21 protein-coding genes are annotated in these 24149 nt (G+C 69.2%); 18 read left to right on the top strand and 3 right to left on the bottom strand.

Features of this window, described 5'->3' with window-relative positions; translation table 11 throughout:
* The first annotated feature begins 87 nt into the window (after positions 1–87).
* From OSC30_RS15050 to OSC30_RS15030, 5 genes are all read left to right on the top strand, one after another.
* The gene (locus OSC30_RS15050; RefSeq protein WP_267172684.1) at positions 88–471 is read left to right on the top strand and encodes a RidA family protein; all 384 of its coding nucleotides are present in this window, start codon (positions 88–90) and stop codon (positions 469–471) included.
* A 101-nt stretch (positions 472–572) separates the two neighbouring features.
* Entirely contained in the window at positions 573–2684 is a 2112-nt protein-coding gene (gene recG / locus OSC30_RS15045; protein WP_267172683.1) for an ATP-dependent DNA helicase RecG, read from the top strand.
* A gap of 141 nt (positions 2685–2825) precedes the next feature.
* Positions 2826–3758 carry a nucleoside hydrolase gene (locus tag OSC30_RS15040; RefSeq protein ID WP_267172682.1) on the top strand — a complete coding sequence of 311 codons (933 nt, stop codon included), beginning with the start codon at positions 2826–2828 and terminating at the stop codon, positions 3756–3758.
* A 142-nt stretch (positions 3759–3900) separates the two neighbouring features.
* Positions 3901–4146 (top strand): type B 50S ribosomal protein L31, encoded by a 246-nt coding sequence (locus tag OSC30_RS15035; protein WP_267172681.1) that lies wholly within the window; start codon positions 3901–3903, stop codon positions 4144–4146.
* A gap of 254 nt (positions 4147–4400) precedes the next feature.
* Positions 4401–5696, top strand: a complete 1296-nt coding sequence (locus OSC30_RS15030) for a citrate synthase (protein WP_267172680.1) — start codon at positions 4401–4403, stop codon at positions 5694–5696.
* A 144-nt stretch (positions 5697–5840) separates the two neighbouring features.
* On the opposite strand, the gene OSC30_RS15025 is transcribed toward OSC30_RS15030, so the two are convergent.
* Positions 5841–6515 carry a hypothetical protein gene (locus tag OSC30_RS15025; RefSeq protein ID WP_267172679.1) on the bottom strand — a complete coding sequence of 225 codons (675 nt, stop codon included), beginning with the start codon at positions 6513–6515 and terminating at the stop codon, positions 5841–5843.
* Between the two features lie 72 nt (positions 6516–6587).
* Entirely contained in the window at positions 6588–9122 is a 2535-nt protein-coding gene (locus OSC30_RS15020) for a penicillin-binding protein 1A (protein ID WP_267172678.1), read from the bottom strand.
* Between the two features lie 250 nt (positions 9123–9372).
* On the opposite strand from OSC30_RS15020, the gene OSC30_RS15015 reads away from it, so the two are divergent.
* The 11 genes from OSC30_RS15015 to OSC30_RS14965 all read left to right on the top strand — a co-directional run bounded on the left by OSC30_RS15015 (position 9373) and on the right by OSC30_RS14965 (position 21674).
* Entirely contained in the window at positions 9373–10431 is a 1059-nt protein-coding gene (locus tag OSC30_RS15015) for a pilus assembly protein PilM (RefSeq protein ID WP_267172677.1), read from the top strand.
* Complete coding sequence (locus OSC30_RS15010; RefSeq protein WP_267172676.1) at positions 10431–11075, top strand: PilN domain-containing protein; 645 nt, start codon at positions 10431–10433, stop codon at positions 11073–11075. The genes OSC30_RS15015 and OSC30_RS15010 overlap by 1 nt, the downstream gene beginning before the upstream one ends.
* Entirely contained in the window at positions 11072–11749 is a 678-nt protein-coding gene (locus OSC30_RS15005) for a type IV pilus inner membrane component PilO (RefSeq protein ID WP_267172675.1), read from the top strand. Before OSC30_RS15010 ends, OSC30_RS15005 begins: the two co-directional genes overlap by 4 nt.
* Positions 11746–12288, top strand: a complete 543-nt coding sequence (locus OSC30_RS15000; RefSeq protein ID WP_267172674.1) for a pilus assembly protein PilP — start codon at positions 11746–11748, stop codon at positions 12286–12288. Before OSC30_RS15005 ends, OSC30_RS15000 begins: the two co-directional genes overlap by 4 nt.
* 53 nt (positions 12289–12341) lie before the next feature.
* A complete protein-coding gene (locus OSC30_RS14995; RefSeq protein ID WP_267172673.1) occupies positions 12342–14543 on the top strand; it encodes a type IV pilus secretin PilQ in 2202 nt (733 codons plus the stop codon).
* Between the two features lie 171 nt (positions 14544–14714).
* On the top strand, positions 14715–15707 hold the full coding sequence (locus tag OSC30_RS14990; protein WP_267172672.1) for an AAA family ATPase: 993 nt from the start codon (positions 14715–14717) through the stop codon (positions 15705–15707).
* Entirely contained in the window at positions 15707–16636 is a 930-nt protein-coding gene (locus tag OSC30_RS14985; RefSeq protein ID WP_267172671.1) for a DUF58 domain-containing protein, read from the top strand. The genes OSC30_RS14990 and OSC30_RS14985 overlap by 1 nt, the downstream gene beginning before the upstream one ends.
* Entirely contained in the window at positions 16633–17127 is a 495-nt protein-coding gene (locus OSC30_RS14980) for a DUF4381 family protein (RefSeq protein WP_267172670.1), read from the top strand. Before OSC30_RS14985 ends, OSC30_RS14980 begins: the two co-directional genes overlap by 4 nt.
* Positions 17120–18118 carry a VWA domain-containing protein gene (locus tag OSC30_RS14975; RefSeq protein ID WP_267172669.1) on the top strand — a complete coding sequence of 333 codons (999 nt, stop codon included), beginning with the start codon at positions 17120–17122 and terminating at the stop codon, positions 18116–18118. Before OSC30_RS14980 ends, OSC30_RS14975 begins: the two co-directional genes overlap by 8 nt.
* A complete protein-coding gene (locus OSC30_RS14970; protein ID WP_267172668.1) occupies positions 18115–20001 on the top strand; it encodes a VWA domain-containing protein in 1887 nt (628 codons plus the stop codon). The genes OSC30_RS14975 and OSC30_RS14970 overlap by 4 nt, the downstream gene beginning before the upstream one ends.
* Complete coding sequence (locus tag OSC30_RS14965; protein ID WP_267172667.1) at positions 19998–21674, top strand: BatD family protein; 1677 nt, start codon at positions 19998–20000, stop codon at positions 21672–21674. Before OSC30_RS14970 ends, OSC30_RS14965 begins: the two co-directional genes overlap by 4 nt.
* Here the strand turns inward: OSC30_RS14965 and OSC30_RS14960 are convergent.
* The gene (locus tag OSC30_RS14960) at positions 21661–22188 is read right to left on the bottom strand and encodes an O-acetyl-ADP-ribose deacetylase (protein ID WP_267172666.1); all 528 of its coding nucleotides are present in this window, start codon (positions 22186–22188) and stop codon (positions 21661–21663) included. The two genes, OSC30_RS14965 and OSC30_RS14960, sit on opposite strands and share 14 nt — an antisense overlap.
* 67 nt (positions 22189–22255) lie before the next feature.
* Between OSC30_RS14960 and OSC30_RS14955 the strand changes: the two genes are divergently transcribed.
* Both OSC30_RS14955 and OSC30_RS14950 read left to right on the top strand, forming a co-directional pair.
* On the top strand, positions 22256–22711 hold the full coding sequence (locus tag OSC30_RS14955) for a MarR family winged helix-turn-helix transcriptional regulator (protein ID WP_267172665.1): 456 nt from the start codon (positions 22256–22258) through the stop codon (positions 22709–22711).
* A gap of 148 nt (positions 22712–22859) precedes the next feature.
* Positions 22860–23969, top strand: coding sequence for an efflux RND transporter periplasmic adaptor subunit (locus OSC30_RS14950; protein WP_267172664.1), 1110 nt, complete (start codon positions 22860–22862; stop codon positions 23967–23969).
* Positions 23970–24149: the final 180 nt, after the last annotated feature.

The raw sequence follows: 24149 nt of genomic DNA, 5'->3' as shown, positions 1-24149 counted from the left end.
CTTTATCCCGCCCCTCGCCGCAGCTCGCGCCCTCGCTGCCCGTCCCTCGCCCCTCTAGACTAGGCCTTCCCCACACGAGGCCATACCATGTCCCGCAGCATCGTCTCCACCGACCAGGCGCCGGCCGCGATCGGCCCGTATTCGCAGGCCGTGCGCCACGGCAACACGGTCTATTTCTCCGGTCAGATTCCGCTCGATCCGGCCAGCGGCAACCTTGTCGAGGGCGATATCAGCACGCAGGCCCGCCGCGTGTTCGACAACCTGACGGCAGTGGCCAACGCGGCCGGCGGTTCGCTCGCGCAATTCGTGCGGGTGGGCATCTACGTCACCGACCTGGCCAACTTCGCCGCCGTCAACGCCGTGATGGCCGAATACTTCCAGCAGCCATATCCGGCGCGCTCCACGATCGAAGTCTCGGGCCTGCCCAAGGGCGCGCAGGTCGAGGTGGACGCGATCATGGTGCTGGACTGACACCAGTCGTCCACCGCGCCGTGGCCTGACCACCCGGCGCGGCATGCCCCCACATCGCCCGGCTGCATGTGCCCGCCGCGCTGGGATACGCTTGGCGTTCCATGCCCTCCCGCAGCGCTACCGCCGTCGCCCCGCCACCTGCCGATCCGGGCTTGCTGCCAGTCGGGTCGCTACCGGGTGTCGGGCCGGCATTGGCCGCCACGCTTGGCCGGCTCGGCCTGGAACGGGTGCAGGACCTGTGGTTCCACCTGCCGCTGCGTTACGAGGACAAGACCCGCCTCACCGCCATCGCCGACCTGCATCCGGGCGAGCGTGCCCAGGTGCTGGGCACGGTGGAGGCGGTCGAGCGTGGTTTCCGTTACCGGCCGCAACTGAAGGTCGCCATCGGCGACGATTCGCGGCAGACGCTGCTGCTGCGCTTCTTCCATTTCCACCGCGCCCAGGCCGAGCAGCTCAAGCCCGGGCTCAAGCTGCTGTGCTACGGCGAAGCACGCCATGGCGCGCACGGCCTGGAAATGGTCCATCCGCAGTACCAGCGCGTAGAGGGCGAGGCGGTGGCGATGGACGAGCGCCTCAGCCCGATCTACCCGACGACCGAAGGCCTGGGCCAAAAGCGCCTCGCCGGCGTGATCGACAAGGCGCTCGCGCTGCTTCCACCGGATGCCGCGCTGGAGCTGATTCCGCCGGCCCTGTGCGCGGCGCACGGTTTGACCTCGTTGCGCGAGGCGCTGCTGTACGTGCATCGCCCGCCGCCGGACGCGCCCCTGGCGGACCTGGTCAATGGACGCCATCCGGCGCAGCAGCGGCTCGCCTTCGAAGAGTTGTTGACCCAGCACCTGAGCCTCAAGCGCATGCGCGCGGCCGTTCGCCGCCGGCGCGCGCCGTTGCTTGAGGGCCCCGGCGCCTTGCGGGCGAAGTTCCTGGCCGAGCTGCCGTTCCGGCTCACCGGCGCGCAGCAACGGGTCGCGAGCGAAGTGCTGGACGATCTCGCCCAGTCCAGGCCCATGCTGCGCCTGGCGCAGGGCGACGTCGGCAGCGGCAAGACCGCGGTCGCCGCGCTGGCCGCGCTGGCGGCGGTCGAGGCGGGCTGGCAGGTCGCGCTGATGGCGCCCACCGAGCTGCTGGCCGAGCAGCACCTGCGCAACTTCCGCCATTGGCTCGAGCCGCTGGACATCGCGGTGGAATGGCTGGCCGGCAAGCAACAGGGCAAGGCGCGCGCCAGCGCGCTCAAGCGCGTCGCCGAAGGCGCGGCCGTGGTGGTCGGCACGCATGCCCTGATGCAGGAGGGCGTCGCCTTCGCCCGGCTGGGGCTGGTTATCGTGGACGAGCAGCACCGCTTCGGCGTGCAGCAGCGGCTGGCCCTGCGCGACAAGGGCCTGGAGGGCGATCTGGTGCCGCACCAATTGGTGCTTACCGCCACGCCGATCCCGCGCACGCTCGCGATGAGCGCCTACGCGGACCTGGATGTCTCCACCATCGACGAACTGCCGCCCGGGCGTACGCCGGTGCAGACCGTGGCCGTGTCCAACGCGCGCCGCGCCGAGGTGATCGAGCGTATCCACGCCGCCTGCGCGGAGGGGCGCCAGGCCTATTGGGTATGCACGTTGATCGAGGAATCCGAGCAATTGCGTGCGCAGGCGGCCGAGGTGGCGTATGCCGAGCTCTCCGCGGCGCTCGAGGGGCGCCGCGTGGGGTTGATCCACGGCCGCATGAAGCCGAAGGAAAAACAGGCGGTGATGGACGCTTTCAAGGCCGGCGAGCTGGCCGTGCTGGTGGCCACGACCGTGATCGAGGTCGGCGTGGATGTGCCCAACGCCAGCCTGATGGTGATCGAGAACAGCGAGCGGCTGGGCCTGGCCCAGCTGCACCAGCTGCGCGGCCGGGTCGGCCGCGGCGCGATCGCCTCCAACTGCGTGCTGCTCTATCAGCCGCCGCTGGGCTCATTGGCACGCGAGCGGCTCAACGTGATGCGCGAGACCTGCGATGGCTTCCGTATCGCCGAGAAGGATATGGAACTGCGCGGTCCGGGCGAAGTGCTGGGCACCCGCCAGACCGGCCAGCTCGCCTTCCGCATCGCCGACCTCGCGCGCGATGCGCACCTGCTGCCAGCGGTGCAGCAGGTCGGTCAGACCATGCTCAAGCAACAACCGCGCGCGGCCGAGCGCCTGATCGAACGCTGGATCGGCGCCGCGGCACGCTACGCCCACGCCTGAGCCGGGTTCCACCTCGCGTGCGGGAGTCCACTTGTGGGCGCTGCCTTCACTGTCGAGATAAACGAATCGCCCGCCAGCGGGCTCCTGCGAAGAACAGATAGCCCCGATGTCCTAAGCTAGTTCTTTTGCCGCAGGCTCCGCATGACCCGACCGCAACTGCTGATCGACACCGACCCTGGCGTGGACGACGCGCTGGCGATCCTGATGGCCCAGGAGCATGCCGACGTCGCCGCACTTTCCATCGCCGCGGGCAACGTCGGCCTGGACCACACAGTACGCAACGCGCGCGTGCTGGTCGATCTGCTCGGCGCCGGCACGCCGGTCTTTCCCGGTTGCGCCACGCCGCTGGTGCGCCTGCCTGAGGAAGATGCCGCGTTCGTGCATGGCCGCGACGGTTTTGGTGACGTCGGCTTTCCCGAGCCCGCGGTGATGGCTGCGAACGAGGCGGCCGCGCTGGCGTTGCTGCGCCTGACCCGCGAGCGCCCTGGCGAGCTGACCCTGGTGGCGCTGGCGCCGCTGACCAACGTGGCGCTGGCGTTGCGCCTGGACCCGACCCTTCCGCAGCGGGTGAAACGGCTGGTGGTGATGGGCGGCGCGGTGACCGGGCAGGGCAACACCAGCCGGGTACCGGCCGAGTTCAACATCGGTTTCGATCCGGAAGCGGCCCACGTGGTCTTCGAAGCCTTCACGGACTTCGATCTGGTCGACTGGGAGCTGACCTTGCGCCATGCCTTCGACGAGGACGCCTTCGACGGCTGGCTCGCCGCCGGCGACAAACGGGCCGGCTTCTACGGCAGCATCTGCCAGGTGGCGCGCAGGACCAATCGCGAGCGCGGGCGGTGCGGCATCATCGCCGCCGACGCGCTGGCGATGGCGGTGGCGATCGATCCGTCGGTGGTATTGCGCAGCGAACGGCGGCACGTGGCGGTGGAGCTGGACGGACGCTTGACCCGCGGCGCCACCGTGGTCGACTGGTCCGGGCGACTGGGGCGGCCGGCCAACGCCAACGTGGTGCTGGAACTGGACCAGGAGCGGTTTGCCGCGATGGTGCGGCGAGCGCTGGGCGCGGGTTGATCCAATGCCCGGGACGGGCGCCAGGGCGGAGGTCTACCGTTTCAGCGGCGGCGCCAGGAAGGTTTCGCCCTTGCGCAAGTTGACCCCGCCGTCACCCGCTCGCTACAATGCCGCTCTTTTCACCCGCCGCTTTGAGCCCGTCATGAAGCCCGATATCCATCCCAATTACCGCCCGGTCGTTTTCCAGGACCTGTCGTCCGACTTCGCGTTCCTGACGCGTTCGACGATCTCCAGCAAGGAAACCGTCAAGTGGGAAGACGGCAACGAGTACCCGCTGGTCAAAGTGGATATCTCCAGCCACTCGCACCCGTTCTACACCGGCAAGCAGAAGAACATCGACGCCGGCGGCCGCGTGGACAAGTTCCGCCGTCGCTACGGCCAGAAGTAAGCAACGTCGTACCCGGCCCGCCGCCGCGGCAGTGGCGGGCCCGATGAACCGACGAGGACACGGGGCGGGCAGGCAGCTCGCCCCGTGTCTTTTGCGTGCCTGTCCGTGGCCCATCCGCGGGCGGATGTTGCCCGGCCGATGTGCGATAATACGTCGGTTGCATCGACCGCTTTCCCCAAGCGCGATGCCATTCCCTTGCCGGGCGGCGCCCCATCTCGGATGCCTCCGGTACGTCTTTTGCGAAGGAGGTTCCCGTGTCCGATTCCAAGGTCGTCAAGCTCGTCGATGAATCGAGCAACCGCAGCAGCACGCTGCCCCTGCTGAGCGGCACGCTGGGGCCCTCGTGCATCGACCTGGGCACGCTGTACAAGGACACCGGCCACTTCACCTACGACCCGGGCTTCGGTTCGACCGCCAGCACCAAGAGCGCGATCACCTACATCGACGGCGACAAGGGTGTACTGCTCTACCGCGGCTACCCGATCGAACAACTGGCCGAGAAGTCCACCTTCCTGGAAGTGTCCTACCTGCTGCTCAATGGCGAACTGCCGAACAAGCAGGAATTCGCCGGCTTCGAACACCAGATCACGCATCACACGATGATGCACGAATCGCTGAAGAACTTCTTCCAGGGCTTCCACCACGACGCGCATCCGATGGCCATGCTGGCCGCCTCGGTCGCTTCGCTGTCGGCGTTCTATCACGACGATCTCAACGTGGACGACGCGGGCGACCGCAAGCTGGCCGCGATCCGGCTGATTGCCAAGATGCCTACCATCGCCGCGGCCTGCTACCGCTATTCGATCGGCTGGCCGTTCCGCTATCCGCGCAACAACCTCGAGTACGTCGAGCGTTTCCTGCACATGATGTTCGAGGTGCCCAGCGAGCCGCTGGCGATCAACCCGGTGGCGGCCAAGGCGCTGGACCTGCTGTTCATCCTGCACGCCGACCATGAGCAGAACGCGTCCACCTCCACCGTGCGCCTGGTCGGTTCCACCGGCGCCAATCCGTACGCGTCGATCGCCGCCGGCATCACGGCGCTGTGGGGTCCCGCGCACGGCGGCGCCAACGAGGCGGTGCTGGCGATGCTGCAGGAAATCGGCACGCCCGACCGTGTCGATACCGCGATCAAGCGTGCCAAGGACAAGAACGACAACTTCCGCCTGATGGGCTTCGGCCACCGCGTCTACAAGAACTTCGACCCGCGCGCCAAGATCATCCGCGAGATGTGCCACAAGGTGCTGGCCGAGCTGGGCGTCAACGACCCGCTGCTGGACGTGGCGATGAAGCTTGAAGAGGCGGCGCTGAAGGACGAGTACTTCGTCGAGCGCAAGCTGTACCCGAACGTGGATTTCTACTCGGGCATCATCTACAAGGCGCTGGGCATCCCCACCGAGATGTTCACCGTGATGTTCGCCATCGCGCGTACCGCCGGCTGGATCTCGCACTGGATCGAACAGCACGAAACCCCCGGCTCGCGCATCGGCCGTCCGCGCCAGATCTACACCGGCGCCGACGTGCGCGATTACACGGCGCTCGACAAGCGCTGAGCGCAGCGGTCCTGGTGATACCGAACGCCCCGGCCACGCCGGGGCGTTTTCGTTTGCGGATGTTCCGCCGGTGCGCACGCAGCCGATGCTGCGAGGCAGTGATACTGCTTTAGCCTGTAGGAGCCGACGTCGGTTGGGTGACGCTCAGCGGCGGACGGCAGCCAGCATCCGCTCGAACTCATCGCCGGGCTCCGGTTCGGCCAGCAGCTCCTCCACCATACCCAGCGAGGCACGCCGCATCGGCTTTTCGTCGATGCGGTCCAGCGGCGCCTGCCGCAATGCGTCGCGAGGCATCACCGTGAGATCGAACGGCAGGCCGTCGGCGGCAAACAGCAGCACCGGATAGTCGGCCTGTTCCTCGCGGCTGACGCGCAGGCGGCGGGTCTGCACCTCGGCCGGCACGCCGTGCTCGGTCAGGAACAGCATGACCGCGTCGGGATCGTCACTGAACAGGTGCAGGCAGACGGCCGAATGCTCGTCCGCGGTGCCCTCGAGTACCGGACCGACCAGTCGCGGATCGAACCGGCCGAGGAAACGCATCGCCTCCAGCGCCGCCTCGCGACGGGCTTTGAGCTGCCGTGGCTGGCTGTCGGCGTCGAACAGGCGCTGGTGCTCGCGTAGCGCCTGCTCGATCTCCTGGTTGCGCGGCAGCGCCTGCGCATCGTGGATGCCCAGCCGCTCGGCAGCCTTCAGCTTGGCGTGGTGGAAGTCGCGGATGCCGTGTTCGCTCATCAGGCGGGCGGCCTCCTGGGCCACCCGCAGGCGGTTGCGCTGCTGGCGATCGTGCGCATGGATGCGATGGTGTTCGCCGCGGGCCATGATCACTCCTCCGGAAAAGCCGCATCGGCAGCAAAGCCGATCCGGCGTGAGTGGTGCGTCTGAAGGTCGCCGTCAGAAGATATCGTAGGGATGCTGGTCGTTCTGGTTCTGTTGCTGCTGCGCGGCCTGGGCGCGCAGGCGGTCGACGTCTTCCACCTTGAGGATCTCGTTCATCGCGCTGGGATCGTCCGGCGTGGTGGGCAGCCCGCTCTGGCGGTTGATCTGGATCGTGGCAATGCCCGGCGGCATCGGCAGGGTATGGGACGGCTTGCCCTCGAGCACCGCACCCATGTATTGCATCCAGATCGGCAGTGCCGCCTGCGCGCCGAATTCGCCCACGCCATTGGCCCGGCCCAGCGAGCTGAAGTCGTCGAAACCGACCCACACCGACGTCGACACGTCGCCGTTGAAACCGACGAACCAGGCATCGCGGTGGTCGTTGGTCGAGCCGGTCTTGCCGGCCAGGTCGTCGCGGCCAAGCGCCATCGCCTTGTAGCCGGTGCCGCGGCGGATCACGTCCATCATCAGCGAAGTGGTCAGGTAGTCGTTGCGTCCGTCGATCACCTGCGGGGCGAGCAGCGGCGGGTGCGCACCTTCGCCATGGGCGTCGGCGGGCAGCACGGCCTCGCCCACGCCGGCGACGGTGCTGGCGCCGGCCGGCAGCTCGGCCAGCGCATTGGCGGGGTGCCCACTGCCCATGTCCGCCGGTGGCGGGCCGGGCGGGCGGGTGTCGAGCAGGCGTTCCTGGCAGGTGCGGCAGGCGCGGGTGGGGTCGGCCACATAGACCGGCTTGCCGTCGCGGTCGTCGATCTCCTTGATGAAATATGGCGAGACCAGGTAGCCGCCGTTGGCGAACACCGCGTAGCCGCGTGCCATGCCCATCGGCGAGACCGAGGCGGTGCCCAGCGCCAGCGAGAGGTTCTTCGGCAGTGCGTCCATCGAGAAGCCGAAGCGGCTGATGTAGTCGCGTGCGAAGCGCACGCCGATCGCGTCGAGCAGGCGTACCGAGACCAGGTTCTTCGATTGCACCAGCGCTTCGCGCAGGCGCATCGGACCGTCGAACTTGCCGTCGTCGTTCTCCGGCGTCCACAGGCCATTCGGTCGCGAGGGGTCGGGCAGGGCCAGCGGGGCGTCGTTGACGATCGAAGCCGGTGTGTAGCCGCGCTCGAAGGCCGCCGAATACAGGTACGGCTTGAAGCTGGAACCGGGCTGACGCGCCGCCATCACCGCGCGGTTGAACTTGCTGCGCAGGAAGCTGAAACCGCCGACCAGCGCCTGGATCGAGCCATCCTCCGGGTTCACCGACACCAGCGCGCCCTGCACCTTGGGCAGTTGCGCCAGTTCCCAGTCGCCCTTGTCGTTGCGCGCCACGCGCACGACGTCACCGCGCTTGAGCACCGCATCGACATTCTTGGGCGCCGGGCCGGTGTGGTTCTCGTTGCGGTAGGGACGTGCCCAGGCGACCGCATCCAACCCCAGTTTCACCGTCTGCCGGCTGGACAAGTACAGCGTCGCTTCGGTCGCGCTGGCGGCGGTGACGATCGCCGGCTGCATGCCGGAGATGTCGGTATAGCCCGACAGCAGACGGTCGAGGTCGTCGTCGCCGGCGCCGGGCGGCAGCGCCTGGTGCGCTTCGGGGCCGCGCCAGCCATGCCGGCGGTCGTAGGCGACCAGGCCGTCGAGCATGGCTTTCACAGCGGCCTGCTGCCGGGTGCTGGTCACGGTGGTGCGCACCACGTAGCCCTCGGTCAGCGCGTCATTGCCCAGCCGGTCGAGCGCCTGCAGGCGCACCATTTCGGCCAGGTAGGGCGCATCGACCTCGATCGGCTGCTCGTGCGGGAAGGCGTTGTTCGGCTCGTTGACCGCCTGCTCGTACTCGGCCTTGCTGATGTAGCGGTGCTCCAGCATCTGTCCCAGCACCCAGTTGCGGCGCTTGAGCATGCGCCCGGGGCTGTTGATCGGGTTCACCAGCGAGGGCAACTGGAAGGTCGAGGCGAGCGTGGCGCACTCGGCAATGCTCAGCTGGTCCAGCGTCTTGCCGTAGTAGTACTCGGCGGCGGCGCCGACGCCATAGGAGCGGTGGCCGAGGAACATCTTGTTGAGGTAGAGCTCCAGGATCTGGTCCTTGCTCAGCTCGTTCTCCATCCGCAGCGCGATGAAGATCTCGATCAGCTTGCGCGTGTAGAGCTTTTCCGGGCTCAGGAAGAAGTTGCGCGCGACCTGCTGGGTGATGGTCGAGCCGCCCGAGCCCTTGTCGCCGCCGGAGATGATCACGTGCCAGCCGGCGCGGGCGATGCCGTGCCAGTCCACGCCGGGGTGGGTATAGAAGTCGGCGTCCTCGGCCGCGAGCACGGCGTGCTTGAGCTTGTCCGGCACCTTGGCGATGTCCACCGGGATGCGGCGGGTTTCGCCGAAGGTGGCAATCAATTTGCCGTCCGCGCTCAGCACGCGCAGCGGCACCTGCATGTGGTAGTCCTTCAGCACCGCCACGGAGGGCAGGCGAGGGGAGATCAGCCAGTAGGCGACTCCGAGGGCGGCGATGGTCAGTAACAGACCGGTGAAGGCCAGGATCAAGCCCCAGCGCAGCAGACGCTTAAAAATTTGCATGGTTTGGAAGAGCGAGACTCAAGTCAAAACACGGTCGAGTATAGATGTTGCAGTATCGACCGCCTGCCCGAACCGCGGCTGGGTCGCGAAAACCGACCGCCGGGGACGGTGTGAAGCAAATGTGCAGGCCATCACGCCATTTTGTCGAGAAAGTTCGCGTAGGCCGTTGCCATAGCGTTAATTTTTCGATCTAATGCCTTCGCGCATCCGCCGGTTTCCGGCCCGGGCGCCAGGGGCAAGGGGGAAAAACGTGGGTCTCTTTACACCCAAGAAGCCGTCGCTGATCGGCGTCGACATCAGTTCGACTGCGGTCAAGCTGCTACAGCTGAGCCAGGCCGGCGGCCGCTATCGCGTGGAGCATTACGCGGTCGAGCCGCTGCCCCCCAACGCGGTGGTCGAAAAGAACATCGTCGAGGTCGAGGCGGTGGGCGAGGCGATCCGGCGCGCATTGGCGCGTTCCGGTTCCAAGCTCAAGCATGCTTCGGCCGCGGTCGCAGGTTCGGCAGTGATCACCCGCATCGTGCCGATGTCGGCGGATCTGTCCGAGGAGGACCTGGAAGGCCAGATCCAGGTCGAGGCCAACCAGTACATCCCCTATCCGATCGACGAGGTCAGCCTCGACTTCGAGGTGATGGGGCCGGTGCGTGACAACCCGGACATCAACAACGTGCTGCTGGCCGCCTCGCGCACCGAGAACGTGGACATGCGCGTGGCCGCGCTGGACCTGGGCGGACTGTCCGCCAGGGTGATCGACGTGGAAGCCTTCGCGATGGAAAACGCCTTCGCGATGCTGGTCGACCAGCTCAACGTCAGCCGCGACGCGCTGGTCGCCGTGGTCGACATCGGCGCCACCATGACCACGCTGTCGGTGCTGCGCCACCAGCGCACGATCTATTCGCGCGAGCAGGTCTTCGGCGGCAAGCAGCTGACCGACGAAATCATGCGCCGCTACGGCCTGTCCTACGAGGAGGCCGGCCGCGCCAAGCGCAAGGGCGGCCTGCCCGAGTCCTACGAGGCCGAGGCGCTGGAGCCGTTCAAGGAGGCGCTGATCCAGCAGATCAGCCGCCTGCTGCAGTTCTTCTTCGCCGGCAGCGAGTACAGCAAGGTCGACCAGGTGGTGCTGGCCGGCGGTTGCGCCTCGATCGAGGGCCTGTGCCCGATGCTGGAGGAACAGCTGGGCGTGCCCTGCCTGGTGGCCAACCCGCTGGCGCGCATGTCGCTGGCGCCCAAGGTGCAGGCGCAGTCGCTGGCGCAGGACGCCCCGGCCCTGATGATCGCCGTCGGCCTGGCGCTCAGGAGTTTCGACTGATGGCTCACATCAACCTACTTCCCTGGCGCGCCGAACGGCGCAAGCAGCGCGAGCGGGAATTCTTCATGCAGCTGGGCGCGGCCTTCGTGGCGGCGCTGCTGGTGGTGATGCTGTGGTCGTTCTGGATGGGCATGCGCATCGACAACCAGAACGAGCGCAACGCCTACCTCAAGGAAGAGATCAAGCAGCTCGACGAACGCATTGCCAAGATCAAGGACCTGGAAAAAGTCCGCCAGCGCCTGCTCGCGCGCAAGGAGATCATCGAGCAGTTGCAGGCCAACCGTTCGCAGATGGTCCACCTGTTCGACGAGCTGGTGAAGACGATCCCGCCCAGCGTGCGCCTGACCAACATGAAGCAGAAGGGCGAATCCATGACGCTCTATGGCGTGGCGCAGTCCAACGCCAGCGTGGCCGAGTACATGCGTAACCTCGATACCTCGCCCTGGATGGGCAATGCCGATCTGGACAAGACCGAGAACAAGTATCCCGGCGCGCGCATGCCCTACCAGTTCGGCCTGAGCGTGAAGCTCAGCCAGCCCAGCGAGGAGCAGGCGGACACGTCCTCCGTGCTGCTGCAGGGGAGCGGTACGACCACGGCACCGTCGTCCCCGGCTGCGGCCGGCAAGGGAGGGGCTGCCAAATGAAGTTCTTCGACGAACTGCGCAGTCTCGACCGCAACAACATCGGCGGCTGGTCGAAGTCGGTAAAGATCTTCTTCACCGTGCTGGTGTTCCTGGTGGTGATGTTCCTGGGCTGGTACCTGCACGTCAGCGACCAGCAGGATTCGCTCGAAACCCTGGCCTCGAAGGAAGGGACGCTGAAGAAGGAATTCCAGGACAAGCAGGCCAAATCGGTCAACCTGGAAGCCCTGCAGCAGCAGCTCGACGAGATGCAGGACATGCTGCGCCAGTTGCTGCGCCAGCTGCCGGGCAAAACCGAGATGCCGGCGCTGCTGGTGGACATCTCGCAGACGGCACTGTCGGCCGGCCTGCAGATCCAGACCTTCGACCCCGGCACCGAGCATCCCAAGGACTTCTACGCCGAGGAGCCGATCGACCTGAAGATGGTCGGCACCTACCACCAGTTCGGCAATTTCATCAGCGGCGTGGCATCGCTGCCGCGGGTGGTGATTCTCACCATGCATGACGTCTCGCTGTCGACGCAGGTGCCGATCGGTCCCAATGGCGAACCGCCGGCCAACGGCCAGCTGGTGCTGCAGGGCACGGTCAAGACCTACCGCTACCTGGAAGACGACGAGAGCGCCGAGGCCAAGTCCACCAAGGGCAAGGCCAAGGGCAAGGCAAGGGGGCGCAAATGAGCAGGTTGATTGCCATCAGGCCCAGCCAGCTGGCGCGGTTGCTGTTGATGCTGGGCGCCGTGCTGCTCCTGGCCGGCTGCACCCGCGGCATGTCAGACCTGCGCGACTGGGTCGCGCAGGAAAAGAGCAAGAAGGGCGCGCCGATTCCGCCGCTGCCGGTCATCAAGACGTTCGAGACGTTCCAGTACACCGACGACGGCAAGCGTGACCCGTTTGCCGCCAGCACCGCCGAGCGGCAGCCCAGCGCCGCCGCCAGCGGCCCGCGCCCGGACGAGGGCAGGGCCAAGCAGCCGCTGGAAATGTTCGCGCTGGACAGCCTGAAGATGGTCGGCACGGTCGGTACCGGTGCCGGGATGGAGGCGCTGGTCAAAGACCCCGGCGGCGTGATCCACCGCGTCCATCCCAAGGAATACATGGGTCAGAACTACGGTCGGGTCACCGACATCGCGGAAGACCGCATCGACCTGGTCGAGCTGGTTTCCAATGGCAATGGCGGCTGGATGGAACGTTCGGCCAGCATCGGGCTCGGCGAGAAATGAATACAGGGGCTGACGCAATGAGCAACCACATCCAACCTGTCCAGGGCCGAGCCATGCGCCATGCACGTCGCTGCCTGATGATGGGCCTGCTGATCGTCGCCGCCGCATGGACGGGCGATGCCGCGGCGGCCACGAACACGCTCAAGGGGATCAGCTACGACACGCTGCCGGGCGGGCGTGTCGAGCTGCACCTGAACTTCGCCGGCGGTCCGCCGCCGCAGCCGCGCATCTTCACCACCGGCACCCCGCCGCGGATCGCGGTCGACTTCGCCGATACCGCCAATGCGGCGCCCCGCCATCTCGACATCGGCAAGGGCTCGACCTCGGGCGTCTCGGCGGTGTCCGCCGGTGGCCGCACCCGCGTGGTGGTCGAACTGATGCGCGATGCGTCCTACCGCACGCGCGTCGACGGCAACGACCTGGTGCTGACCGTCAACAACGGCAGCGATGCGCAGACCACCACCACCGCCTCGGCCATCGACCCGACCAAGGCGCTGCCCTCGGCGATGAACGGCCCGACCGTGTCGGGCATCGACTTCCGTCGCGGCCCCAACGGCGAAGGCCGCGTGCTGGTCAGCTTCAGCGGCGCCGGCGCCGATGCCGACATGCATCGCGAGGGCGACAAGCTCATCGTGCAGCTCAATCACGTGAAGTTGCCCACGGACCAGGCCCAGCGCCTGGACGTGCTCGATTTCGCCACGCCGGTGCAGTCGATCAACACCCGCGCCGGCATGGGCGGCGGCGCGCGCATGGAGATCGACTTCAAGGGCAACGTCGAGACGTCTTCCTACCAGACCGCCGACCAGTACGTGGTCGAGGTGGCGCCCAAGAAGCAGGCGCCGGCGGCCGGCGGCAAGCTGGCCAAGGGCCAGGAGCCGGTCTACAGCGGCACCCGCGTCACCTTCAACTTCCAGGACATCCCGGTTCGCGCCTCGCTGCAGTTCATCGCGGAAATGTCCAAGAAGAACCTCGTCGTCGCCGACAGCGTCGGTGGCAGCGTGACCCTGCGGCTGGTCAACGTGCCGTGGGACCAGGCGCTGGACGTGATCCTGCGCGCCAAGGGCTTGGACAAGCGCAGTGACGGCAACGTCATCTGGATCGCCCCGCAGCAGGAACTGGCCAACTACGAGCAGAACCTGGCCCAGGCGCGCCTGAAGGCCGAGGACACCGCCGAGCTGGTCACCGACTACGTGCCGATCAGCTACGGCAAGGCGGCCGACATCGCCAAGCTGCTGACCACCGGCAGCAAGAGCGGCGCCGGCGGCGGTGGCGGCGGTGGCGGCAGCCGCGGCTTCCTGTCCCCGCGCGGCAGCGTGTCCTTCGACGAGCGCACCAATACCCTGCTGCTCAACGAGACGCCCGACAAGATCCGTGAACTGCGCGAGCTGATCGCCGTGCTCGACCGCCCGGTGCAGCAGGTGCTGATCGAGTCGCGCATCGTGGTGGCCACCGACGACTTCACCCGCGAGCTGGGCGTCAAGTGGGGCGTGCAGGCGCTGCACACCACCAGCGGCGGCAACGTCATCACCACGGCACCGCAGGGCGGCGCCAACGGCGCGGCCGACCTGGCCATCGAGCGCGGCAACAACAACATCGGTTCGCCCAATGCGTCGGGTGTGACCACCTACCAGACCGGTGCCGGCGGCTTCAACGTCAACCTGCCGGCGGCCAACCCGATGGGCGGCTTCGGCCTGGCCATCCTGGGCGCGAACTACCTGGTCGACCTGGAACTGTCGGCCGCGCAGACCGAAGGCCGTGGCGAGGTGATCTCCAGCCCGCGCGTCATCACCGCCAACCAGCAGGAAGCGGTCATTCGCCAGGGTCAGCAGATCGGCTACGTGACCTACCAGAACAGCGCCACGGGCTCGGCCGGCAGCGGCACCGCCACGGTCCAGTTCAAGGACGCCGTGCTGGAGCTGCGTGTCACTCCGACGATCACGGCCGATAGCCGCGTGTACCTGAAGATCAACGTCAAGAAGGACGCGCTGGCCAAGTTCATCGACGCTCCCGGCAGCGGCCAGGTGCCGCAGATCGACACCCGCGAGATCAATACCTCGGTGCTGGTGGACAACGGGCAGACCGTGGTGCTCGGTGGCATCTACGAGATCACCAAGGCCAACACGATCAGCAAGGTGCCTGGCCTGGGCGACATTCCCGGCCTCGGCGTGCTGTTCCGCAAGACGGTCAAGAACAACAACAAGGCCGAACTGCTGATCTTCGTGACGCCGCGCATCCTGAGCGACACGTTGCAGTAAAATCCGCAAGGGAACACGAAAGGGGCGGCTTCGGCCGCCCTTTTCGTTTGCGCGCTTCCGGCGGCGGCCAGGTGGCACGTGCTGTCCGGCACACGCGGCCCGTGCGCGCACGCCCGTAAACTTCCGTCCGTTGGCGCGGTCTTAAGCCGCGTTGCTTCCCGTGGATCGCCGATGGACACACCGCAAACCGCCCCCAACCACCTGCAGCAGGCATTCGTGCATCTGCGCGAGGAACTGCAGCGCGAGGTGATCGGGCAGCCGCACCTGATCGAATGCCTGCTGATCGCGCTGCTGGCCGATGGCCACCTGCTGGTCGAAGGCGCGCCCGGGCTGGCCAAGACCACCGCGGTCAAGGCGCTGGCCGCACGCATCGAGGCCGACTTCCACCGCGTGCAGTTCACCCCGGACCTGCTGCCGGCGGACCTCACCGGCACCGACGTGTTCCGGCCGCAGGCGGGCAGCTTCGAGTTCGAGCGCGGGCCGCTGTTCCACAACATCGTGCTGGCCGACGAGATCAACCGCGCGCCGGCCAAGGTGCAGTCGGCGCTGCTCGAGGCGATGGCCGAGCGGCAGATCACGGTGGGCCGCAGCACCTGGCGCCTGCCGGATCTGTTCCTGGTGATGGCCACGCAGAACCCGATCGAGCAGGAGGGCACCTTCGCGCTGCCCGAGGCGCAGCTGGACCGCTTCGTCATGCACGTGACGATCGGCTATCCCGATGCCGCCGCGGAGCTGGCCATCCTCAAGCTCGCCCGCGAACAGGCGCGCCGCGCGCTGCATCCGGCCTCGCCACCGCGTGCGCTGTTGAGCCAGGCCGACGTGTTCGCCGCGCGCGACGCCGCGCTGGAAGTGCACATGGCGCCGGCGCTGGAGGAATACCTCGCACAACTGGTGCTGGCCTCGCGCGATGCCGGCCGGTACGGCCAGGAGCTCGAGCGCTGGATCGCCTGGGGCGCCAGCCCGCGCGCGACCATCGCGCTGGACCGCTGCGCCCGCGCGCATGCGTGGCTGGCCGGGCGCGACTACGCGCTTCCCGAAGACGTCCATGGCGTGGTGCACGAGGTCCTGCGTCACCGCGTGCTGCTCAGTTACGAGGCCGAGGCCGAGGGCGTGCGCAGCGACCAGGTGATCGACCGCCTGCTGGATCTCGTGCCACTGCCGTGATGTCCACCGCTCCTGCGCGCTCCGATGGCGACGGCCGCACGGCCGTATCGCTGGCCGAACTGCTGGCGCTGCGCGCGCGGGTCGGCCGCGTGCGGCCGCTGCCGCTGCGCAGCCGCGCGTCGTCGGCGGGGCAGCGGCCCAGCCGTCTCTACGGCCGCGGCATGGACTACGCCGAATCGCGCGTCTACCAGCCGGGCGACGACGTGCGGCGCCTAGACTGGCGGCTCACCGCGCGCAGCGGCGTACTGCACACCAAGCTGTTCCAGGAGGAGCGCGAGGGTCGCCTGCTGATCCTGCTCGACACCCACGCGAGCATGCGCTTCGGCACCCGCGTGCGCTTCAAGTCGGTGCAGGCGGCGCGTGCCGCCGCGCTGGCCGGCTGGTACGCGGCGCGTGCCGGCGAGCGAGTCGGCGCGTTGGCGTTCGGCTGCAGCCAGCGACTGCTCAAGCCGCAGGGCGGCCCGCGGGGCGCGGTCGGCCTGTGCGGGGCGCTGGCCGACTGGGATACCGATGCCTGCGCGGACGGCACGATCGAACCGCTGTCCGGTGCGCTCGCCCGCGCCGGCCGCCTGCATGGCGCCAACCGCGTGCTGCTGGTCAGCGACGGCCTCAGTTGCGACGAGGCAGCACGTGGCCGGCTGCGCGAAGTGATGCGGCACGCCAGCGTGGCGGTGCTGGTGGTGGCCGATGCGCTCGAGCTCGACCTGCCGCCGCCGGGCCGCTATCCGTTCGAACACGACGGCCAGCGCCGCGAGGTCGGCCTGCAGGGATTGCGCCAGCGCACCGCGTTCCAGCAGACGCTGGGCGCCGGCCAGGCCCGCCTTGCCGGCCTGGCCCAGACGCTAGGCTTGCGCTGGCGCAGCATTGACACGGCGGCCGATCCGCTCGATGCCGTGACCGCGTTGCTGGGCGTGAGGCCCGGCCGATGAACTGGCGGATGCCCGCGCCCGACGGCCCCGAACTGCGCGACATCCACTTGCCGCCGGCGCCGCCATGGTGGCCGCCCGCGCCGGGATGGTGGTTGCTGGCCGTGCTGGGTCTGCTGCTCGCCCTCGGCGCCGCGTGGCTGTGGCGGCGCGCGCTGCCGCTGCGCCGGCAGCGCGCGCGCCTGCTGGGCGAGCTCGACGCGCTGGCCGATCGCCACGCCGGCGACCCGCAGGCGCTGGCCGCCGGCCTGCATCAGTTGCTGCGGCGCGTGGCGCGCACACGCGATCCGGCTGCCGCGCAGCTGCATGGCGAAGCCTGGCATGAGGCGCTGGCGCGCGTGCCGGTGGGCACGCAGACGCTGGATCGCCTGTTCGCGCTGGAGCCGGCGATGTATCGGCCACAGCCCTACGACACCGCCGCCGCGTTGCAGGCGACGCGCCAGTGGCTGCGCGCGGCGCTCGCCACGCATCGGTGGAGGGCGCGCCGTGCCTGAGTTCGCCTGGCCCGACTTTGCCTGGCCGTGGCTGGCGCTGCTGTTGCCGCTGCCCTGGCTGCTGCGCCGCTGGCTGCGCCCGTTGCCTCCGGGACAGGCGCTGCACCTGCCGCATCCGGGCGTGACACTGACCGCGATCGAGCGCAACCCGGGTCGTGGCCGGGCCAGCTGGTGGCTGGCGCTGGCCTGGCTGTGCCTGGTGGCCGCGGCCACGCGGCCGCAATGGGTCGGTCCGCCGCAGGCGCAGCAGCGCAGCGGGCGCGCCATGCTGCTGGCGATCGACCTGTCCGGCAGCATGCGCACGGAGGACATGCGGTTGGCCGGCCAGGATGTCAGCCGGTTCGAGGCGGTCGAGGCGATCGCCAGCGATTTCATCGCGCGTCGCGCCGGTGACGAACTGGGACTGGTGCTGTTCGGCAGCCGCGCGTTCCTGGTCACGCCGTTGACCTACGACCTCGGCGCGGTGCTCGCGCAGCTCAAGGGCGCCGCCGTGGGCCTGGCCGGTACCGAGACGGCGATCGGTGACGCGATCGCGGTGGCCGTCAAGCGCCTGGCCGGCCTGCCACAGCAGGCCCGCGTGCTGGTGCTGCTCACCGACGGCGTCAACAACGCCGGCAGCATTTCGCCCGCGCAGGCGGCCGAGGCGGCCAAGGCGGCCGGGGTGCGTATCTACACCATCGGTGTCGGCGCGACCCGGATGCGCGTGCCGGACTTCTTCGGCATGCGCGTGGTCAATCCCTCGGCCGACCTGGACGAAGCCATGCTCACGCAGATCGCCAACGAAACCGGCGGGCGCTTCTACCGGGCCACCGACACGCACGAACTGGCCGGTGCCTACCGCGCCATCGACGCGCTGGAGCCGATGCCCCAGCACGGCCCGACGCTGCGCCCGCGCCACGAACTGTTCCGCTGGCCGCTGGGCGCGGCGATGCTGCTGTTCGCCGGCGCGCTGCTGGCGCGCGCCGGTACCGTGCGGGAGCGTGCGGCGTGAGCGAGGCGCTGCACCTGTTCCATTTCCTGCGGCCGGCGTGGTTCTGGCTGCTGCTGGCGTTGCCGCTGCTGGCCTGGCTGGCGCTGCGCGGGCAGGGCGCGCGCGCGCAACTGGAACGGCTGGTCGATCCGGCGCTGCTGCCGCACCTGCTGCACGGCCGCGCGCAGCGGCGCGGGGTGCCGCCTGCGCTGCTCGCCTGCGGCTGGTTGCTGGCCGTGCTGGCGCTGGCCGGGCCGAGCTGGAGCCGCGTGCCGCAACCACTGTTTGCCGACCGTGCGGCGCAGGTGGTGGCCATCTCGCTGTCGCAGCGGATGCTGGCGCGCGACGTCGCGCCCAGCCGGCTCGACCGCGCGCGCTACAAGGCGCGCGACCTGCTCGCGGCCAACCACGGCGGCTTGAACGGGTTGATCGCCTACGCCGGCGAGGCCTTCGTGGTCGCGCCACTGACCAGCGACGCCCACAGCCTCGATGACCTGCTCGAAGCGCTGTCCCCCGACACCATGCCGGTCGAGGGCGACAACGCCGCCGCGGCGATCGCCCGCGGCGCGGCGCTGATCCGCGACGCCGGCACCGGCGGCGGGTCGCTGGTGCTGGTCACCGACGACGCCGGCGCCCGCGCGCAACAGGCCGCGCGGCAGGCGCGCGCCGGCGGCGTGCGTGTATCGGTACTGGGCGTGGGCACATCCAAGGGGGCGCCGGTGCCGCTGGCCGAAGGCGGCTTCCTCCGCGATGCCCAGGGCGCAGTGGCGATGGCCGGGCGCGACGATGCCGCGCTCGCGGCGCTGGCGGCGGCCGGCGGCGGCCGCTATGTCGCGATGCGCGCGGACCGCGCGGACATTCAGGCGTTGCAGGCGGAACTCCGGGTCGGCGGAAACGACGTTGCCACCGGCCAGGCCAGTGCGCAGTGGGAAGACCGTGGCCCCTGGCTATTGTTGCCGCTGCTGCCGTTGCTGGCGCTTGCCTTCCGCCGCGGCTGGGTGCTGCTGTTGCCACTGGTGCTGCTACCCATGCTGCCCGCGCGCGCTGAAGCCGGTACCTGGCACGACCTGTGGCAGCGGCGCGACCAGCAGGCGGCGCAAGCGCTGCACGCAGGCCATCCGAAGCAGGCCCTCGCGCTCGCCCGCGATCCGGCGTTGCGCGGCGCGGCCGCCTACCGCGCCGGCGACTACGACAAGGCGATCGACGCGCTGCAACCCATCGACACCACCGGCGCGCAATACAACCTCGGCAACGCGCTGTCCAAGGCCGGCCGCTACCAGGATGCGCTGGCCGCCTACGACCGAGCGCTCGCGCTCGATCCGCGCAACGCCGATGCCAAGGCCAACCGGCAGGCGGTCGCGGATTGGCTGCGCCGCCAGCCGCCGCAACAGCCGTCTCCGCAGGACCCGCAGAACCAGAACGGCGGCAAATCGTCCCCATCGAAGCAGGGCAACGGCGACCCGCAGTCGAAGAAGGACAGCCAGGGCAACCGTCGCGGCGAACAGCAAGACGGCAAGCAGGACAACCAGGGCCAGCAAGGCCAGGGCCGGCAGCAACCGGACGCGCAGGGAGACCGGGACGGGCATGGCCAGCAGCGCGAACAGCAGGGCGCCAACCGGCCGTTGACCGCGCAGGAACGCGCCGAACAGCAGGCGCGCATGGCGCGTGCAGGTGAGGCGCTCGAGCAGCAAATGGATCGTGCGCTGGCCGACAAAGCCAAGACCAAGGGCAACGAACACCAACTGGGCGCGTTGGACAAGGGCGACCCGCAGGCACGCCTGCCAGCCGAATTGCGCCAGGCGCTGCAACGCGTGCCGGACGATCCCGGCGCGCTGCTGCGGCGCAAGTTCGAACTGGAATACCGCCAGCGCCATGGCGGCCCGTCGGTGCAGGACCTGCCATGAGGCGCGTGCTCGCGCTGATGGCGCTCCTGCTGCTGCCGGTGCTGGCCCATGCCGCGCAAGTCCAGGCGTCGCTCGATCGCAACCAGGTGCAACTGGGGGACACCGTGACGCTCAACCTGCGCGTCGAGGGCGGCGGCATGGCGCAAGCGCCGGACCTGTCGTCGCTGGCATCCGATTTCGAGGTGCTGGGCCGTTCCAGCAGCACCAGCGTGCGCATCGTCAACGGCCGGCGCAGCGTGCAGTACACCGTGGGCATCGCCTTGCGTCCCAGGCGCGTCGGCCAGTTGGTGATTCCCGCGCTGGATTTTGCCGGGGCGCGCACCCGGCCGTTGACGCTTACGGTGACCGCTCCCGATCCGGCCGCCGCCGTCAACAGCGGCAAGGACGTGTTCCTCGAGGCCAGCGCGCAGCCGACCACGGTCCGGGTGGGCCAGCAGTTGTTGTTCACCGTGCGCCTGTATTTCGCCGGCAGCCTGAGCAGTGGCTCGCTGGAAGATCCCCGGTTGTCCGGAATCGACGCGCGGCGGCTCGGCGACGACCTCGATTACGACGTCGTGCGGGCTGGCCGCGCCTACCACGTCATCGAGCGGCGCTACGCGCTGATCCCGCAGCATGCCGGCACCATCGAGCTGCCATCGCTCAGCTTCCAGGGCGAACTCATCGATCCGTCCGATCCGGACAGCTTCTTCGCCATGGGCAGCCCGACCACCGCCGCCTCGCCCGCAATCACCATAAACGTCGAGCCGGTGCCGCCGCACTGGGGCGCCAGCGCGTGGCTGCCCGCGCGTGCGCTCAGCCTCACCCTGGAAGGCCTGCCGGCCGACGGCAAGCTGCATGTCGGCCAGCCGCTGGACCTGGCCATGACCGTGCAGGCCACCGGGTTGCCCTATGAAGCATTGCCCGCGCTGAGCCTGCCGGACCTGCCGGGCGCCACGGTCTATCCGGACAAACCGGTGACCGCCACGCGCAACGATGGCCAGTGGCTGGTCGGCCGACGCCAGCAGAACTTCGCCGTGGTCCCGGGCCGGCCGGGCAAGTTCACGCTGCCTGCGATCACGCTCAAGTGGTGGAACGTGCAGACCGGCCAGGCCGAGGAGGCGCGTATCCCGGCGCATACGCTGACGGTGTTGCCGGGCGCGGGCGCCGCAGCGGCACCGGCCGCGCCGATGCCTTCGGCGGCCGCGTCCGCGGTGGCCGCCGAGGCATCGACCGCCACCGCGCCGGCACCCGCGCGCCTGCCCGCCTGGCGCACCGCCGTGCTGGTGGCCGTGGCGCTGCTGCTGGCCTGCGGCGCGCTGGCCGCGTGGTGGGCATGGCGGCACCGCGCGCGCACCCAGGCAAGCGCGCCGGTGGCGCACTCGCATCGCGCCCTGCGGCTGGCCTTCCTGGCCGCCGCGCGCGGCAGCGACGCCGGACGCCAGGCGCACGCGCTGCTGGCCTGGGCACGCGCGGAACGCGCGGCGCTGGGCAGCCTGGGCGCCCTGGCCGACGCGCTGGCCTCGGACGGCCAGCGCGAGGCGATCGAACAGCTCCAGCGGCGCCGCTTTGCCGCGGGCGAAAGCGGCCCGGCGCCGGACCTGGCGGCGGCTTTCCGGCGGGGGTTCCAGTGGCGTGCGCCGGCGTCGGGCGACGAGCCCCCGGTGCCGCCGCTCTATCCATTCAAGCTGCGTTGAAGATGCGCTGCCAAAGCTGTGCCATGGCATCGTCGAGGAAGCACAGGCGCACGTCCATCGCCGGCACGGGTTTCGCGGCCAGGGCGCGGCGCAAGCTGGCGCAAGCGACCTCGGCGGCCAGTTCCGGTGGATAGCCGTAGGCGCCGCAACTGATCGCGGGAAAGGCGATCGAGCGCAGCCCGTGCTCGCTCGCCAGTTGCAAGGTATTGCGGTAGCAGGCGGCCAGCAGTTCCGGTTCGTCGTGGCTGCCGCCGCGCCAGACCGGCCCCACCGTGTGGATCACGTGGGCAGCGGGCAGTTCAAAGCCGGGCGTGATGCGCGCCTCGCCGGTGGCGCAGCGCACGCCGGGCGCGGTTTCGGGCAGCGCGCGGCAGGCCTCCAGCAGTTGTGGACCGGCGGCACGGTGGATCGCGCCGTCGACGCCGCCGCCACCGAGCAGTTGCCGGTTGGCGGCGTTGACGATCGCATCGACGGCCAGGCGGGTGAGATCGGCGGTAAGCAGGGTAATGGACATGGACGATAGTGTTTCGCGCGGGCGGCGCTTTATGCTTGGGTTGGGAAGGGAAAAAATGCAGAAAAACATGAAACCGGAAGACATTCCGTTCGGCTACCTGCTCAGCGACGTGACGTTGCTGTTCCGCAAGCACTTCGACCGGCGGGCCGTGCGTTTCGGACTGACCCGGGCGCAGTGGCGGGCGATCAAGGCGCTGCACCGCCGCGAGGAAAACCTGCGCCAGACCGAGCTGGCCGAGTTGCTCGAGATGGAACCCATCGCGGTCGGCCGCGTGATCGACCGCCTGCAGACAGCCGGCTTCGTCGAACGCCACCCCGACCCCAAGGACCGTCGCGCCTGGCGATTGCACCTGACGCCGCGTGCGCGCGCGGTGATCGACGACATGCAGGAGATTGGCCGCGGCCTGCGCAAGGACGCCACCGCCGGCATCGCCGCCGAGGAACTGGCCGTGGCGCTGGCGGTGATCGAGCGCATCAAGAACAACCTGCAGGCGCTGGACCAGGGCGAAACCGGGCGCGACTAGGCCCTATGGCAGTGGGCGGATCGTGACGGACCCGGTCAAATGGCCATGACAGGTAAACCCCTGGCCGGCTGCCGCGTTGTGGCAGGTTCGCACCATGGCAGAGGCCGGCACGCGCGATGAATGCGCGGGCTCCGACATCGACTCCCGCATGACCCCGAAAAAATTCCTGCTGGTCCTGGCCGTCCTCGCGCTCGTCGCCGTGGGCGTGCGTTTCGCGTGGCACCACGATGCGCCCGCGTCCGAGGGAAAACCCGCCGCCCGCGCGGTGCCGGTGCAGGTGGCGGCGGCCCGCCAGGGCAGCCTCGACCTTTCCCTGAACCTGGTCGGCCGCGCCGAGGCCTGGTCGAGCGTGGCCCTGCGCGCGCAGGTTTCCGGCCAGCTCGAATCGCTCGCCTTCCAGCCGGGCAGCCGGGTGAAGAAGGGCCAGTTGCTGGCGCGGCTCGATACCCGGCTGCTGCAGGCGCGGCTGGACCAGGCCAGGGGCGCGGTGGCCCGTGACCGGGCGCAGCTGGACAAGGCCGAGGCCGATAGCCAGCGCTATGCCGACATGCTGGCCAAGGGCTACGTCTCCAAGGCCGACTTCGACACCTACCAGGCCAACCTCGCCGTGGCACAGGCCACGCTGCAGGGCGACCGCGCCGCGCAGGAACTGGCCCAGGCCAACCTCGACTATGCGCGCATCGTGGCACCGTTCGATGGCGTGACCGGCGCGCCGCTGGTGTGGCCCGGTGCGCAGGTCAGCGCGCAGGACACCGATATCGTGGTGCTGAACCAGGTGCAGCCGATCCGCGTGGCATTCAGCCTGCCCGAGGCCAGCCTGGGCGCCGTGCGCGCGGCGCTGGCGCGCGGCCCGGTGACGGTGAGGGCCACCGTGCCGGGCGACCCACGTTCGCTGGCCGGCACGCTGCAGTTCGTCGACAACGCAGTGGACCACACCACTGGCACCATCGTGCTCAAGGCGCGCTTCGACAACCCGGACTTGCGCCTGACCCCCGGCCAGTTCGTGCAGGTGATCCTGCCTACTACGCGTATCGAGAGCGCGGTGTCGGTGCCGGTGATCGCACTGCAGAGTTCCTCGCGCGGCAGTTTCGTGTTCGTGGTGGGCGCCGACAACACGGTGGCGCAGCGTTACGTCACGCCGGGGCCGGTGGCCGCCGGGCAGCAAGTGATCGCCAAGGGGCTGAACGCCGGCGAGCGGGTGGTGACCGAGGGGCAGATGCTCTTGGTCGACGGGACGAAAGTCCATGTCGCGTCGTAATTGCCTTGCTCCCTCTTCCCTCCGGGGAGAGGGCTGGGGTGAGGGGCCGGGGCTCGCGGGGAGCTATCTACAGGGCCAGGTCAACCTGCACGCCAGCGCACGAACAGCCTTTATCGCAAGAGCGACCCCTCACCCCAACCCTCTCCCCCATCCTTCATCAAGGACGGGGGAGAGGGAGCA

Origin of the sequence: Frateuria hangzhouensis, from assembly GCF_026410505.1 — a bacterium.
GTDB lineage: Bacteria > Pseudomonadota > Gammaproteobacteria > Xanthomonadales > Rhodanobacteraceae > Frateuria_A > Frateuria_A hangzhouensis.
The sequence above is the reverse complement of the archived record's forward strand: the minus strand, read 5'-3'. Positions and strand labels throughout refer to the sequence as shown.

Coding starts and splice junctions, on each gene's coding strand:
- OSC30_RS15050 (WP_267172684.1), top strand. CDS start 88: ATGTCCCGCAGCATCGTCTCCACCGACCAGGCGCCGGCCGCGATCGGC.
- recG (WP_267172683.1), top strand. CDS start 573: ATGCCCTCCCGCAGCGCTACCGCCGTCGCCCCGCCACCTGCCGATCCG.
- OSC30_RS15040 (WP_267172682.1), top strand. CDS start 2,826: ATGACCCGACCGCAACTGCTGATCGACACCGACCCTGGCGTGGACGAC.
- OSC30_RS15035 (WP_267172681.1), top strand. CDS start 3,901: ATGAAGCCCGATATCCATCCCAATTACCGCCCGGTCGTTTTCCAGGAC.
- OSC30_RS15025 (WP_267172679.1), bottom strand. CDS start 6,515: ATGGCCCGCGGCGAACACCATCGCATCCATGCGCACGATCGCCAGCAG.
- OSC30_RS15020 (WP_267172678.1), bottom strand. CDS start 9,122: ATGCAAATTTTTAAGCGTCTGCTGCGCTGGGGCTTGATCCTGGCCTTC.
- OSC30_RS15010 (WP_267172676.1), top strand. CDS start 10,431: ATGGCTCACATCAACCTACTTCCCTGGCGCGCCGAACGGCGCAAGCAG.
- OSC30_RS15005 (WP_267172675.1), top strand. CDS start 11,072: ATGAAGTTCTTCGACGAACTGCGCAGTCTCGACCGCAACAACATCGGC.
- OSC30_RS15000 (WP_267172674.1), top strand. CDS start 11,746: ATGAGCAGGTTGATTGCCATCAGGCCCAGCCAGCTGGCGCGGTTGCTG.
- OSC30_RS14995 (WP_267172673.1), top strand. CDS start 12,342: ATGCGCCATGCACGTCGCTGCCTGATGATGGGCCTGCTGATCGTCGCC.
- OSC30_RS14990 (WP_267172672.1), top strand. CDS start 14,715: ATGGACACACCGCAAACCGCCCCCAACCACCTGCAGCAGGCATTCGTG.
- OSC30_RS14985 (WP_267172671.1), top strand. CDS start 15,707: ATGTCCACCGCTCCTGCGCGCTCCGATGGCGACGGCCGCACGGCCGTA.
- OSC30_RS14980 (WP_267172670.1), top strand. CDS start 16,633: ATGAACTGGCGGATGCCCGCGCCCGACGGCCCCGAACTGCGCGACATC.
- OSC30_RS14965 (WP_267172667.1), top strand. CDS start 19,998: ATGAGGCGCGTGCTCGCGCTGATGGCGCTCCTGCTGCTGCCGGTGCTG.
- OSC30_RS14960 (WP_267172666.1), bottom strand. CDS start 22,188: ATGTCCATTACCCTGCTTACCGCCGATCTCACCCGCCTGGCCGTCGAT.
- OSC30_RS14955 (WP_267172665.1), top strand. CDS start 22,256: ATGAAACCGGAAGACATTCCGTTCGGCTACCTGCTCAGCGACGTGACG.
- OSC30_RS14950 (WP_267172664.1), top strand. CDS start 22,860: ATGACCCCGAAAAAATTCCTGCTGGTCCTGGCCGTCCTCGCGCTCGTC.